Origin of the sequence: Acidovorax sp. Root217 (assembly GCF_001428645.1) — a bacterium.
Classification (GTDB): Bacteria; Pseudomonadota; Gammaproteobacteria; order Burkholderiales; family Burkholderiaceae_C; genus Acidovorax.
Genome location: NZ_LMIH01000041.1, coordinates 374,744 through 387,735, shown reverse-complemented (window position 1 = coordinate 387,735; position 12,992 = coordinate 374,744). Strand labels below are relative to the sequence as shown.

The 12,992-nt window shown below is 67.7% G+C and carries 13 protein-coding genes; 10 read left to right on the top strand and 3 right to left on the bottom strand.

All coding sequences use genetic code 11. The features are described from left to right. Positions 1-235: 235 nt before the first annotated feature. The 4 genes from ASE31_RS28265 (at position 236) to ASE31_RS28250 (ending at position 3,649) form a co-directional block, all read left to right on the top strand. Positions 236-589 carry an FKBP-type peptidyl-prolyl cis-trans isomerase gene (locus tag ASE31_RS28265; RefSeq protein WP_369819505.1) on the top strand — a complete coding sequence of 118 codons (354 nt, stop codon included), beginning with the start codon at positions 236-238 and terminating at the stop codon, positions 587-589. A 26-nt stretch (positions 590-615) separates the two neighbouring features. Continuing rightward, positions 616-1,683, top strand: coding sequence for a MerR family transcriptional regulator (locus ASE31_RS28260; protein ID WP_057206083.1), 1,068 nt, complete (start codon positions 616-618; stop codon positions 1,681-1,683). A 68-nt stretch (positions 1,684-1,751) separates the two neighbouring features. After that, positions 1,752-2,132: a hypothetical protein gene (locus tag ASE31_RS28255; protein ID WP_057206081.1), complete on the top strand. Its 381-nt coding sequence runs from the start codon at positions 1,752-1,754 to the stop codon at positions 2,130-2,132. 197 nt (positions 2,133-2,329) lie between these two features. Next, positions 2,330-3,649: an MFS transporter gene (locus ASE31_RS28250; protein ID WP_057206079.1), complete on the top strand. Its 1,320-nt coding sequence runs from the start codon at positions 2,330-2,332 to the stop codon at positions 3,647-3,649. Between the two features lie 118 nt (positions 3,650-3,767). On the opposite strand, the gene ASE31_RS28245 is transcribed toward ASE31_RS28250, so the two are convergent. Further along, positions 3,768-4,430 (bottom strand): NAD(P)H-dependent oxidoreductase, encoded by a 663-nt coding sequence (locus tag ASE31_RS28245; RefSeq protein WP_057206077.1) that lies wholly within the window; start codon positions 4,428-4,430, stop codon positions 3,768-3,770. Between the two features lie 246 nt (positions 4,431-4,676). Here ASE31_RS28245 and ASE31_RS28240 point away from each other — a divergent pair, with 246 nt between their 5' ends. Further along, positions 4,677-6,839, top strand: a complete 2,163-nt coding sequence (locus ASE31_RS28240) for an ATP-binding protein (RefSeq protein WP_057206075.1) — start codon at positions 4,677-4,679, stop codon at positions 6,837-6,839. Continuing rightward, positions 6,826-7,491 (top strand): RluA family pseudouridine synthase, encoded by a 666-nt coding sequence (locus tag ASE31_RS28235; protein WP_057206251.1) that lies wholly within the window; start codon positions 6,826-6,828, stop codon positions 7,489-7,491. Before ASE31_RS28240 ends, ASE31_RS28235 begins: the two co-directional genes overlap by 14 nt. On the opposite strand, the gene ASE31_RS28230 is transcribed toward ASE31_RS28235, so the two are convergent. Continuing rightward, positions 7,488-8,390, bottom strand: coding sequence for an EamA family transporter (locus ASE31_RS28230; RefSeq protein ID WP_200961176.1), 903 nt, complete (start codon positions 8,388-8,390; stop codon positions 7,488-7,490). The genes ASE31_RS28235 and ASE31_RS28230 overlap by 4 nt on opposite strands. Positions 8,391-8,458: 68 nt before the next feature. Between ASE31_RS28230 and ASE31_RS28225 the strand changes: the two genes are divergently transcribed. The 4 genes from ASE31_RS28225 (at position 8,459) to ASE31_RS28210 (ending at position 12,286) form a co-directional block, all read left to right on the top strand. Beyond that, positions 8,459-8,977, top strand: coding sequence for a MarR family winged helix-turn-helix transcriptional regulator (locus ASE31_RS28225; protein WP_057206073.1), 519 nt, complete (start codon positions 8,459-8,461; stop codon positions 8,975-8,977). A 28-nt stretch (positions 8,978-9,005) separates the two neighbouring features. Continuing rightward, a complete protein-coding gene (locus tag ASE31_RS28220; protein WP_057206071.1) occupies positions 9,006-9,776 on the top strand; it encodes an SDR family NAD(P)-dependent oxidoreductase in 771 nt (256 codons plus the stop codon). Between the two features lie 183 nt (positions 9,777-9,959). Further along, positions 9,960-11,144, top strand: a complete 1,185-nt coding sequence (gene bktB, locus ASE31_RS28215; protein WP_057206069.1) for a beta-ketothiolase BktB — start codon at positions 9,960-9,962, stop codon at positions 11,142-11,144. A 158-nt stretch (positions 11,145-11,302) separates the two neighbouring features. Continuing rightward, the gene (locus tag ASE31_RS28210; RefSeq protein WP_057206067.1) at positions 11,303-12,286 is read left to right on the top strand and encodes a tripartite tricarboxylate transporter substrate binding protein; all 984 of its coding nucleotides are present in this window, start codon (positions 11,303-11,305) and stop codon (positions 12,284-12,286) included. A 214-nt stretch (positions 12,287-12,500) separates the two neighbouring features. Here the strand turns inward: ASE31_RS28210 and ASE31_RS28205 are convergent, their stop codons facing one another. Further along, positions 12,501-12,938 (bottom strand): universal stress protein, encoded by a 438-nt coding sequence (locus ASE31_RS28205; protein ID WP_057206065.1) that lies wholly within the window; start codon positions 12,936-12,938, stop codon positions 12,501-12,503. Positions 12,939-12,992 lie beyond the last annotated feature (54 nt).

Here is a 12,992-nt window from a genome sequence, read left to right as displayed (position 1 = left end):
CTTTGGTGACTTTCTCTTGACGACTCAAGAGAAAGTTACTGCGCCGCCGGGCGCACATCCCGGCCTCCGCCCTTCGCGCAATAACAGAAGCAGCCACCGCAACAGAAGCAAACCAGCACCCACAAGAACACGACTAAGATCGCGCCTGTCCAAAATATTCCATCCTCACAAGGAGAACCCTTTGCGCAATACCCTGTGCCTGCTGCTCGCCAGCCTCGTGATCGCTCCCGCCGCCATGGCACAACAGGCCAAGCCCGTCACCACGGCCAGCGGCCTGGTCTATGAATCGCTCAAGGACGGCACGGGCGAGTCGCCCAAGGCCACCGACACCGTCAAGGTGCATTACAAGGGCACCTTCCTCGACGGCAAGGAATTCGACAGCTCCTACAAGCGAGGCGAGCCCACCTCGTTCCCGCTGAACCGCGTGATTCCCTGCTGGACCGAAGGCGTGCAGCGCATGAAACCCGGCGGCAAGGCCAAGCTGACCTGCCCGCCCGCCATCGCCTACGGTGCCAACGGTGCCGGCGGCTTGATACCGCCCAACGCCACGCTGAACTTCGAGATCGAACTGATCTCCGTCGGCAAGTAAGTGACCGGCGCACGGGCACCTGCCACATGCTGCTGAAGGTCGGTGAGCTGGCCCGGCGCACCGGCCTCACGGTGCGCACGCTGCACCACTACGACGAGATCGGGCTGCTGGCGCCCTCGGGCCGCTCCGAGGCCGGCTACCGCCTGTACAGCCAGGCCGACGTGCAACGGCTGCATGGCATACAGACCATGCGCCAGATGGGGCTGGCGCTCAGCGACATTGGCGAGCTGCTGGCCGGCGAAGGGATGGCGCCCGAGCGCATCATCGGCCAACAGATCCGCGCGCTCGACCAGCAGATCACGCAGGCCACCGAACTGCGCGGGCGGCTGGCCATGCTGCGCGACGGTCTGATGGCAGGGGCCGAGCCCGACATGGGCAACTGGCTCGAAGCGCTGGCGCTGATGACCACCTACGGCAAGTACTTCAGCGCGGCAGAGCTCAAGCAGATCTTCACCAACTGGAGCCTGATCGAGGCAGACTGGCTGGTGGTCAAGGACCTGGTGCGCAGCGCCATGGACCGCCAGCTGCCACCCGACAGCCCCGAAGTCCAGGCACTGGCCTACCGCTGGATGGCGCTCATGCTGCACTGGATGGGTGGCGACATCGACCTGCTGGACCGCTGGGGCCACATGTTCCGCACCGAGCCCAGCACCCAGGGGCGCAACCATGCGCCGCCCGGCGACATGATCGAGTTCGTCGAAACGGCGATCAAGCTGCGCATGGTGCTGCTCGAAAAGTACGTGACCCGTGATGATCTGCGCGGCTTGGGTCACGTGCCCCATGCGCAGTGGGCCGAACTGGAGGCACAGGTGCAGCAACTGCTGGCCCAGGGCGTACCCACGCAGCACCCGGATGCCATCGCCGCAGCCCGGCGCTGGGACCAGCTGTTCGGCCAACTGACGTACGGCAGCCCCGCGCTGCGCGAGAAACTGATCGCAGCGTCCGAACAGGAACCCCTGCTGCAGGCGGGCTCGCCCCTGAGTGCGCCTGTGCGCGCTTACCTGAGGGCGGCGCTGCTGCTACCTGCCGCGGCAGCCTCCCCTGCCACGCACGCCGCTGAAAAATCGCCGAAAAAAGTGTTCCAGAAGGCTTGACCCTCACGCAACGTGAGGCCTCACAGTCGGACCCGACACGCTGCCAACAGCAGCCAACGGACCGACACATGAGCCCCCTGCCACACCTATCGCCCCACACTCCCACCCCCTGGCGGGCACTGCTTCTTCACCCGGCAAGCCACTGGCCGCTGTACGCGCTGGCGGGCACGGCCTGCCTGCTGGTGGCCTGCGTCCTGGCCGAAGCACTCACGCACCCTGAAGCGCTCGCGCTCGCCATTTTCCTGTTCACTGGCGTGGTGGTCGACGCCTTGCTGGCCCCTGGGGGCCCTGGCCGCTGGCTGCCCACGGCCCTGGCGCTCGCTGGGCACGCGGCGGCGCTGCTGTGGAGCCTGGCGCTGGCCAGCAGCCTGCTGCGGCTGCTGACGCCCCGGCATGCACTGCAGGCTCAGCCGCTGCGACCCCAGGCACCGCCAGCGCGCACTGCCTGATGCGGATTTGCATTTGATCGTATAGCTAGGCGGGAGCCGCAGACAGTGCTGTAGCACGGCAAGGCGAACCAACGACGCTATGCGGTTAAAGGCAAATCCGTATGAACAGGCATTCCCCATCCACGCACGGGAGCAGGTCCAGCCAGCGCCTGCCTGCGACCGATTTCAGCCGTTCCATTTTTTCTCGAAGGAAGACCATGCCATCCACCCACGACAACCCGGCCCCGCCGAGGGCCGACCCGCGCGCAGCGCTGTTGCGCGACCCCAACTTCCGCTGGCTGACCAGCGGCTCCGCGCTCACCATGCTGGGCGACCAGTTCACGCTGATCGCCCTGCCCTGGCTGGTGCTGCAGATGACCGGCGACACGCTGGTGCTGGGCACCGTGCTGGCGCTCATGAGCGTGCCGCGCGCGCTGTTCATCCTGATCGGCGGCGCGCTGGTGGACCGCTACTCCCCCAAAGAGGTGTTGATGCTCACCAAGTACATCAACCTGGTATTGCTGGCGCTGCTCAGCGGCCTGGTGCTCACGGGTACGCTCACGCTGTGGATGGTCTACGCGCTGTCGCTGGCGATTGGCCTGGCCACGGCCTTCAGCATCCCGGCGGGCACATCGCTGATGCCGCACGTGGTGCCGCGCGCACAACTGCAGGCGGCCAACGGCATCAGCCTGGGCCTGCGCCAGCTCACCATGTTCCTCGGGCCGCTGCTCGCCGGCCTGCTGATCGTCTTGTTCGGTGACGGCAGCGCAGGCACCGCCAGCGCCACGGGCATTGGCATTGCCTTCGCGCTCGACGCGCTGAGCTTCGGCGTCTCGGCCTGGACACTGGCCAAGGTGCGAACGCTCGCGGCCGCCGCACCAGCGGCTGCCAGCAGCGCCGCGCCGCAGGCTGTGCTGGCCTCGGTGGCGCAGGGCCTGGCGCACTTCTGGCGCGATGCCGAGCTGCGCACCTGCTTCCTCTACTGGAGCGCCATTGCGCTGTTCATCATGGGGCCCATCCACATCGCCGTGCCGGTGCTGGCCAGCAGCACGCCCACGCTGGGCGCCGCCGCCTTTGGCACCATGCTCGGCGCCCACGGCGCGGGCACGCTGGCGGGCATGGTGGCCTCGGGCATGTTCCCGCGCCTGCGCGTGGGCAGCCTGGGGCTGACCATCCTGGTGTTCGACGCCATCATCGGCCTCTTGTTCATCCCCATGGGCATGATCAACGCGGTGTGGCAGGGCGCTGCGCTGATGCTGGCCATCGGCCTGCTGGGCGGCTTCATGCAGGTGCGCGTGTTCACCTGGATCCAGCAGCGCGTGCCGCCCATGCTGATCGGCCGGGCCATGAGCCTGTTCATGTTCATCTTCATGGGCCTGGCGCCCATCTCGGCGGCGGTGACCGGCTGGCTGATGAAGAGCATCACGCTCACCCAGCTGTTTGCGGCCAGCGGCGGCACGCTGGTGGTGCTGGTGGCGCTGGCCTTCGTGCTAACGCCGCTGCGCCAGGTGACCGATGCGCCCGCTGCGGCACGTTGATCCACCGCAAAAAAAACCGCCCACCACGGTATGCGGCGGGCGGATCAACGTCAAGGAGACGGCGGAGGAGAGAAATGCAACCGGGGAGAGGCCGGCCCATGGTGGGCAGGCGCGGGACTTACACCTCGGTGATGAACTGTTCGCGGGGACGGCGCACCTTCTTGAGGTTCACCAGCCAGTCGCCTTCGTCGGCACGGTAGCCCAGCGGCAAGATGGCCACGCTGCGCAGGTTGCGCGCACCCAGGTCCAGGATTTCGTCCAGGGCCTTGGGGTCGAAACCTTCCATGGGCGTGGAGTCCACGCCCTCGAAGGCGGCGGCGATCAGGGCAGCGCTCAGGCCGATGTAGGCCTGGCGGGCGGCGTGCTGGAAGTTCACTTCGGCATCCCGCTGGGGGTACATGCCCAGCAGCATCTGGCGGTAATTTTCCCAGCCTTCGTTCTTGAAGCCGCGCTGCTCGTTGGTCAGGTCGAACATCATGTTGATGCGATCAGCCGTGTAGTTGTCCCAGGCAGCGAACACCAGCAGGTGCGAGCCGTCGGTGATCTGGGCCTGGTTCCAGGCGATGGGCTGGATGCGGGCGCGCACTGCGGGGTCGGTCACCACGATGATCTCGAACGGCTGCAGGCCGCTGGAGGTGGGCGCCAGGCGGGCGGCTTCGAGGATGCGCTCGACCTTGTCCTCAGGCACCTTCTTGTCGGCGTTCATCTTCTTGGCCGCATAGCGCCATTGCAGTTTGTCGAGCAGTTCGTTGGCTGCGGGGGTGTGGGTGGCTGTGGTCATGACAAAGGCTCCTTGGTGTCATAGGTGGATTGGCGGCAACGAAATGCCAGTGGATGAACTGTAGGTACTGACCGCTTGTTCAGTAAGCCCTGCGCGGGAAAAGGATTGTTCCTATTCGGTCAACAATCGCCCCCATCCATGCGCGGCATGGGGGTTCCGGGGAGGCTTACACTTGTTTGCTCCACCCTCTGCCCGGCATGGCACACGCCCCTTGCGTGCGCCGGCCTTGTTGATCGCTTTTTGTCCATGAGTGAACCGGACCTGTCTTTCCTGGACCCCTCCCGGCGTTCGCCCGCACCTGGTGTGGCCGCGGACGATGCGCTGGCGTCCCCCGACAGCCCCGCCGGGGGCCTGGTGGCCGACCTGCGCGCCTACCAGGCCGAGCTGGAGAGCCAGAACAAGGTGCTGCGCTACAGCCAGGCCGTTGCCGAAAGCGCCTCGGAGCGCTTCGAGACCCTGTTCGCCAGCATGCCGCTGGCGCTGATGGTGATCGACGAGCACGACATGGTGGTGCAGGCCAATTCCATGGCGCACCGCTCGTTCCAACCCACGGAGCGCGACCGCCCTCTCAGCGCACTGATGCCCTTTGTGAGCGCGGGCGACGTGGACCGCGTGCACAACGCCTTCGCGCAGGCCGAGAACCTGGGGCGCAGCGAGGTGAACGAGGTGGTCTTCGACATCGGGGAGGAGCTGCGCATCAAGGGCGACCTGCACATCGCCCACATCGAGGCACCGCAGGCCGGCGGCGGCCCGCCGGTGTCGCAGTACCTGTGCGCGGTGATCGACCAGGGCCCGCTGCTCACCGAGCGCCGGGCGCTGCAGCACAGCGCGCAGGCCCTGCAGCAGCGCAACGAGCAGCTGTACGCCAGCGAGAAGCGGCTGGAGGCGGTGATCAACTCGGCGCTCGACGCCATCATCTGCGTGGACCAGCACCAGCACATCACCGTATTCAACCCCACGGCGGCGGCGCTGTTCCAGTGCAGCGCCAGCGATGCGCTGGGCAGCCCGCTCGAACGCTTTCTGCCCGGCGCGGCCCAGGGCCTGTCGTTTGCGCAGCTCACCACGCAGGCCATGCTGGGCGAAATGACGGCGCTCACGGCCAGCGGCAAGGAGCTCGCGGTGGAGGTGAGCGTATCGTTCGAGCGCCATGCAGAGGGCGAGACCACCACCGTGTTCGCCCGCGACCTCACGGGCCGCAAGAAGGCCGAGGCGCACCGCACCGAGCTGGAGGCGCAGCTGCGCGAATCGCACAAGATGCAGGCCGTGGGCACCATGGCCGGAGGCATCGCACACGATTTCAACAACATCCTGGGCGCCATCCTGGGCAATGTGGAGCTGGCCAAGGCCGACAGCGCACCGGGCTCGCCCGCGCTGGAGAGCCTGCGCGAGATCGACAAGGCCGGGCGCCGCGCGCGCGACCTGGTGCGCCAGATCCTGACCTTCAGCCGCAACGAGCCGCCGCAGCGCACCGCCGTGCCGCTGGGCGAGGTGGTGCACGACACCGAGCGCCTGCTGCGCGTGACCCTGCCCCCGGCGATCGAGCTGCACATGCAGCTGCCGCTGGACCTGCCCCCGGTGCTGGCCGACGCCACCCAGGTCGAGCAGGCCCTGCTCAACCTGTGCACCAATGCCGTCCACGCCATCGGCAATGCGCGCGGCAGCATCCACGTGGAAGCCGCCGCCGTGCAGCCCGACAAGCGCCTGAGCGAGCGCCTGGGCCTGGCGGAAGGCCACTACGTGGCCCTCGCAGTGCGCGACAACGGGCCCGGCATCGAGGCGGCCACGCTGCAGCGCATCTTCGAGCCCTTCTTCACCACCAAGCCTGTCGGCCAGGGCACGGGCCTGGGCCTGGCCGTAGTGCATGGGGTGATGCGCACGCACGAAGGCGCGGTGGACGTGAGCAGCATCCCGGGCCATGGCAGCCGCTTTACGCTGTACTTCCCCGTAGCACCCGGCAGCGCCGAGGCGGCGCCAGCACTGGTACCGCCGCCTGCGCCCGCGCCACAGGCCACGGCGCAGATCGACCAGCGCAAGCCCCACGTGATGTACGTGGACGACGACCAGGCCCTGGTCTTCCTGGTGCAGCGCCTGCTGCGCCGCCGCGGCTACGAGGTGAGCGGCTACACCGACCCGCACGAAGCCAGCGCCGCACTGCGGGCCGACCCACAGCGCTACGACCTGCTGGTGACCGACTACAACATGCCCGGCTTTGTCGGTACCGACCTGGTGCGCGAGGCACGCCGGATACGCCCCGACCTGCCGGTGGCCCTGGCCTCGGGCTACGTGACCACCGAGATCGAGCAGGCCGCCATGGCCGAAGGCGCCAACGCGCTGATCCACAAGCCCAACGATGTGGAAGAGCTGGTGGCCACCGTGCACCGGCTCATCCATGGCCATGGCACCGGCTGATGACAGCGCACTGCCCGTGCAGGCAGTGCACGAGGACGCGGACATCCTGGTGCTGCGCAAGCCCGCAGGCCTGCTGTGCGTGCCCGGCCGCGGGCCGGACAAGCAGGACTGCCTGAGCGCCCGCGCGCAGCAGCGCTGGCCCGGCGCGCTCATCGTGCACCGGCTGGACCAGGCCACCTCGGGCCTGGTGCTCATGGCACGGCACATCGACGCGCAACGCCGGCTGGGCCTGGCCTTCGAGCAGCGCCAGGTGCACAAACGTTACGTGGCGGTGGTGCAAGGGCACATGGGGCAAGCCGATGGCGGCACCTGGGCCGAGATCGACCTGCCGATCGCTGCCGACTGGGAGCGCCGCCCCTTGCGGGTGATCGATGCCGCTCTGGGCAAGCCCAGCCTCACGCGCTGGCGTGCCGAGTCGCATGATGAATCGGCCAGCACCACGCGTGTTCTGCTCGAGCCCGTGACCGGCCGCACCCACCAGCTGCGCGTGCACCTGGCCGCCGTGGGCCATGCCATCCTGGGCGATGCGCTGTACGCCGATGCCGCCACGCAGGCCCTGGCGCCGCGCCTGCTGCTGCATGCGAGCGACCTGGCACTGGCGCACCCGGCCACCGGCGAACCGCTGCAATTCCATCTGGCGCCCGATTTCTAAGCCGCCGGGGCGACCGGGGCCTGCCGCGCCATGGCCCACTGCACGGCCAGAATGCTGGCCAGCACCACCACCACGCCCACCAGAGACGTACCGCGCAGGGCCTGCCCGAGCAGCGCCCAACCCAGCAGCACGGCCGCCACCGGGCTCAGCAAACCCAGCGACGACACCGCCACCGACGGCAGCCGCGCCACGCCGCGGAACCACAGTGCATAGGCCAGCAGCGCGCCGGCGATGCTCAGGTAGGCGTAGCCCGCCACCTGCATGGCCGTGAGTGCGGGCAGCGGCGGGTCCACGGCCCAGGCCACGGGCAGCAGCATGGCGCCGCCGGCCAGCAATTGCCAACCCGTGAAGGCCAGCACCGGCAGGCCACCCGACTGCCAGCGCCGCGCGAGAAAGGTACCGAAGGCCATGCACACCGTGCCCGCCAGCGCGGCCACCACACCCAACATGTCCCACGCGGCGCCGGGTGACAGCAGCAGCGCCGCCATGCCCGCCACCCCGAGTGCCCCGGCCGCCATGGCCAGCGCGGGCGGGCGCCGATGGTCGACCGCCCAGGTGAGCCCCATCATGAGCAGCGGCCCGATGGCGCCCACCACAGCGGCCACGCCACCGGGCAACCGGTAGGCCGCCACGAACAGCAGCGCCTGGAAAAAGCCGATGTTGAGCGCGGCCAGCAGCAGCAGGCGCGCCCAGCCACGCAGATCCTGCAGGGCGGGTGCCTGGCGGCACCAGAGCACCAGCAACAGGCCGGCGGGCAAAGTGCGCAGCAGCGCGGCCGTGAAGGGCCGGTCGGGCGGCAGCAGCTCGGTGGTGACGATGTAGGTGGAGCCCCAGATGGTGGGCGCCAGCGCGGTCAGGAGCACATCGCCCCAGGCTATGCGGTGGGTTGTCTCAGGCATTTTTTATCTTCAAATCAAGATAAATAACTCTAACATAAAATCTTGAAATCAAGACAACTCAAGCTGCCATGCCCGCACCCCAACGCACACCCGATGCCGTGGACACCATCCTGGCGCAGTGGCACCGCGAGCGCCCCGACCTGGATGTGGCACCCATGGGCCCCATCGGCCGCATCAAGCGCTGCGCGGCCCTTTTGCAGCGCCGGCTGGACGAGACCTTTGCCGAGTTCGGCCTGAGCTATTGGGAGTTCGACATGCTGGCCACGCTGCGCCGCTCGGGCGCGCCCTATTGCCTGGCGCCGACCACCCTGTTCTCCACGCTCATGGTCACCTCTGGCACCATGACGCACCGCATGCACAAGCTCGAGGCCAGCGGCTTCGTGGTGCGCCTGCCCAACCCCGACGATGCGCGCAGCATGCTGGTGCAGCTCACGCCCGCAGGGCTGGCCCTGATCGACCGAGCGGTGGAGGCCCATGTGGCCAACGAACACCGCATCCTGGCGCCGCTCAAGGCCGCCGACCTGGCGGCGCTGGATGGCAAGCTGACCCTGCTGTTGGCGGCCCTGGAATCCCCGACTGCGCCATAGAACCAAGCGGGCGCAGTACGATGGCGGGATGTCCCAACCCCAACACCTCTTCATCCTCACTGGCGCCTCGCGCGGCATGGGCCTGGCCATGGCCGAGCAATTGCTGCAAGGCCCGGCCAACACCCTCGTCTGCCTGGCCCGCAACACCCAGGACACGCTGACCGCCGCCGCCCAGGCCTCGGGCGCCACGCTCGAACAGTGGCAGCAAGACCTGTCACAGGGCGAGCAGGCCGCCGCCCGCCTGAAAGACTGGCTGGCGGCGCAGACTCCGGGCCGCTTTGCCAGCGCCACGCTGATCAACAACGCCGGCACCATCCCGCGCATCGCCCCGCTGTCGGAAAGCGACCCCGCCGACCTGGCCAACGCGCTGCGCGTGGGCCTGGAGTCGCCCATGCAGCTCACAGCCGCCTTCCTCCACGCCACCGAGGGCTGGACCGACACGGCACGCAAGGTACTCAATATTTCCTCGGGCCTGGGCCGGCGCGCCATGGCCTCGCAGGCGGCCTACTGCGCGGCCAAGGCCGGCATGGACCATTTCACGCGCTGCGTGGCGCTGGACGAGGCCCACAAGCCCCATGGCGCCAAGGTCTGCTCACTGGCACCCGGTGTGATCGACACCGACATGCAGGTGCAACTGCGTGGTGCCGCCCCCGAGGCGTTCCCGGACCGCGAGAATTTCGCCAACCTCAAGGCCGGTGGCCAGCTCGCATCACCTGCCGATGCCGCTACCCGCGTGCTCGCCTGGCTGGAGCGCGCAGACTTCGGCACCAACCCGGTGGCCGATGTAAGAGAAGCATGACCCCCCTGAGCCGCTTCGCGTCTTCCCCCCAGAGGGACGCCGCCAGTGGCCTGGCAAAGCCAGTTCCACGGCGGCACTGGCCTGTCGCGCGCCAGTTTCAGCCGCCCTTGTTTTCATAGCTGCCAGCGTCTGCCATCCAGGCGTTGCAAGCCCATAGCATTCCATTTTTCCAAGGAGACTCCCATGACCCGTGAAGTCGTCGTCGTCAGCGCAGTGCGCACCGCCATTGGCACCTTTGGCGGCAGCCTCAAGGACATTCCGCCCACCGAACTCGGCGCCCTCGTGGTGCGCGAATCGCTCGCGCGCGCCAATGTGGAAGGCAAGGACGTGGGCCACGTGGTGTTCGGCCACGTGGTGAACACCGAACCCAAGGACATGTACCTCTCGCGCGTGGCCGCCATCAACGGCGGCTGCGGTGAAGGCACGCCCGCCTACAACGTCAACCGCCTGTGCGGCTCGGGCCTGCAGGCCATCGTGAACGCCAGCCAGTCCATCCTGCTGGGCGACACGGACGTGGCCATCGGCGCCGGTGCCGAGAACATGAGCCGTGCCCCCTTTGCCAGCCTGAACATGCGCTGGGGCGCGCGCATGGGCGACACCAAGATGGTGGACATGATGATGGGCGCACTGCACGACCCGTTCCACAACATCCACATGGGTGTGACGGCCGAGAACATCGCCGCCAAGTGGGGCATCAGCCGCGAAGACCAGGACCAGCTCGCCGTGGAAAGCCACAACCGCGCCGAGCGCGCGACCGAGGCAGGCCTGTTCAAGGACCAGATCGTGCCCGTGACCTTGAAGACCAAGAAGGGTGACGTGCAGTACGCCACCGACGAGCACTTTCGCCCCGGCGCAACCCTCGCGGACATGGCCAAGCTCAAGCCCGTGTTCCTCAAGGAGAACGGCACGGTGACGGCCGGCAACGCCTCGGGCATCAACGACGCCGCGGCCGCCCTGGTGCTGATGGAAGCCGGCGCCGCCAAGGCGCGCGGCGCCAAGCCGCTGGCGCGCCTGGTGGCGTACGCCCATGCCGGCGTGGACCCCAAGTACATGGGCATCGGCCCGGTGCCGGCCACGCAGTTGGCGCTCAAGAAAGCCGGCCTCACGGTGAACGACCTGGACGTGATCGAGGCCAACGAGGCCTTTGCCGCCCAGGCCTGCGCCGTGACCAAGGACCTGGGGCTGGACCCGGCCAAGGTCAACCCCAATGGCTCGGGCATCTCGCTGGGCCACCCGATCGGTGCCACGGGCGCGCTGATCACCGTGAAGGCGCTGCACGAACTGCAGCGCGTGCAGGGGCGCTATGCGCTGGTGACGATGTGCATCGGCGGCGGCCAGGGCATTGCGGCGATTTTCGAACGCCTCTGACACCTGCCATCGCCGGTGGCGATGCTGCCACCCCGTATTGGCAAGGCCGGCCCTGTGGAGGATCAGCGATCATCCACAGGTGCTGGCCCAGATCAGCAGAGTGGAGCGCGCCTGAAGCGGCCGCCCCAACCATTGAACCGACGGAGACATCTTTCACCATGATTCGCACCCTGATTTCCTTCAGCGCGCTGGCCCTTGCCCTGGGTACCACCGCGCATGCGCAGGCACCGGCCCCTGCCGCCGCCTACCCCAACAAGCCCATCCGCCTGATCGTGCCCTTCCCGCCCGGTGGCGGCACCGACATCCTCTCGCGCCTGGTGGCCACCAAGCTCACCGAAAGCGCCAAGTGGACGGTGGTGGCTGACAACAAGGCCGGCGCCGGCGGCACCATCGGCATCGGCGAGGCCGTGAAGGCCGCGCCCACGGGCTATGACATCGTGATGGGCCAGAAGGACAACCTGGTCATCGGCCCCTGGCTGTACAAGAACCTGCCCTGGGACCCTACCAAGGACCTGACCGCCGTGGCCCACGTGGCCTACACGCCCGTGGTCATCGCCACCAGCGCCAACTCCAAGTACAAGACCCTGGCCGACGTGATCGCCGCCGCCAAGGCAGCGCCCGGCACCGTCACCTATGGCTCGCCCGGCAACGGCACCTCCATCCACCTGGCGGGCGACCTGTTCGAGAAGGCCGCGGGCGTGAAGCTCAGCCACATCCCCTACAAGGGATCGAACCCGGCCCTCATGGATGCAATGGCCGGCAACGTGGATTTGCTGATGTCCTCCGTGCCCTCGGCCATGGGCCAGCTCAAGTCGGGCAAGTTGCGTGCTCTGGCCGTGACCTCGGCCAAGCGCAGCTCGTCCCTGCCCGACGTGCCCACCGTGGCCGAATCGGGCTTCAAGGGCTTTGACGTGAGCACCTGGTACGGCGTGTTCGCACCCGCCGGCACGCCGGCCAGCGTGGTCACGGCCCTGAACGCCGAGATCAACAAGCTGCTGGCCACTGCCGACATGAAGGCCGCCATCCAGGCCCAGGGCGCCGAGCCCGAAGCCATGTCCGCCGCGCAGTTCGGTACCTTGATGAAAAACGATTACGCCAAATGGAAGGGCATAGTGGAAGCCTCCGGCGCCAAGATCGAGTAACGGGGTAGGAGCCGCTAAAAGCTCTCCTGGCGTCGTTGTTCCGTCTTGCCGTACTTTCAGTACTGTCTGCGACGAAACGCCTAGCCAGGACCGCTGCGCTGAGCTTGTAGCGACTCCCGAAGCTCTGTATCAAAGAAAAAATGGCTCCTTCTTGGAGCCATTTTTTTTGTTCCAGCGCAGTGCCAGGGGCGCAGCACAAATTCAAAACCGGGATTCAGGTCCGCACGACCAGCACCGGCACGTGCACCGCGCCCAGCACGCGCTGCGTGACGCTGCCCAGCACCAGTTTTTCAAGGCCGCGGCGGCCGTGGGAGCCCATGACGATGAGGTCGGCACCGGTGCTCAGCACGGCGCTCACGATCCCGTCGTGCACGGTGTGGCCCTCGCCCACGACCGTGGTTACTTGCACGCCAGCCGCCGCGAGGGCAGTGCGAGCGGCGTCCAGTGCCGTATTCGCCTCGGCTGTGGCAGCGCTCAGGTACTGGGCCTGGCCATAGGCGAAATCGGCACCGACGCCGGTGAACGGATACGGGTCCACCACGTACAGGGCGGTTACGGCGCTGCCGAAGGTCTTGGCCAGCTCTGCCGCCTTGGACACCGCCAGCGCGGCGATGTCGGAGCCATCGATGGGAACCAGAATGTGCTTGAACATGGTGTCTTCTCCTTGTGTTGAATGCACCTTCGGCGAGGCCCTGATACGGATTTT

Excerpts from the sequence above, each read along its gene's own strand:
- ASE31_RS28230 (WP_200961176.1), bottom strand. The coding sequence starts at position 8,390 with ATGCCTGAGACAACCCACCGCATAGCCTGGGGCGATGTGCTCCTGACC.
- bktB (WP_057206069.1), top strand. The coding sequence starts at position 9,960 with ATGACCCGTGAAGTCGTCGTCGTCAGCGCAGTGCGCACCGCCATTGGC.
- ASE31_RS28235 (WP_057206251.1), top strand. The coding sequence starts at position 6,826 with ATGGCACCGGCTGATGACAGCGCACTGCCCGTGCAGGCAGTGCACGAG.
- ASE31_RS28210 (WP_057206067.1), top strand. The coding sequence starts at position 11,303 with ATGATTCGCACCCTGATTTCCTTCAGCGCGCTGGCCCTTGCCCTGGGT.
- ASE31_RS28260 (WP_057206083.1), top strand. The coding sequence starts at position 616 with ATGCTGCTGAAGGTCGGTGAGCTGGCCCGGCGCACCGGCCTCACGGTG.
- ASE31_RS28220 (WP_057206071.1), top strand. The coding sequence starts at position 9,006 with ATGTCCCAACCCCAACACCTCTTCATCCTCACTGGCGCCTCGCGCGGC.
- ASE31_RS28265 (WP_369819505.1), top strand. The coding sequence starts at position 236 with ATGGCACAACAGGCCAAGCCCGTCACCACGGCCAGCGGCCTGGTCTAT.
- ASE31_RS28250 (WP_057206079.1), top strand. The coding sequence starts at position 2,330 with ATGCCATCCACCCACGACAACCCGGCCCCGCCGAGGGCCGACCCGCGC.
- ASE31_RS28225 (WP_057206073.1), top strand. The coding sequence starts at position 8,459 with ATGCCCGCACCCCAACGCACACCCGATGCCGTGGACACCATCCTGGCG.
- ASE31_RS28255 (WP_057206081.1), top strand. The coding sequence starts at position 1,752 with ATGAGCCCCCTGCCACACCTATCGCCCCACACTCCCACCCCCTGGCGG.
- ASE31_RS28205 (WP_057206065.1), bottom strand. The coding sequence starts at position 12,938 with ATGTTCAAGCACATTCTGGTTCCCATCGATGGCTCCGACATCGCCGCG.
- ASE31_RS28245 (WP_057206077.1), bottom strand. The coding sequence starts at position 4,430 with ATGACCACAGCCACCCACACCCCCGCAGCCAACGAACTGCTCGACAAA.
- ASE31_RS28240 (WP_057206075.1), top strand. The coding sequence starts at position 4,677 with ATGAGTGAACCGGACCTGTCTTTCCTGGACCCCTCCCGGCGTTCGCCC.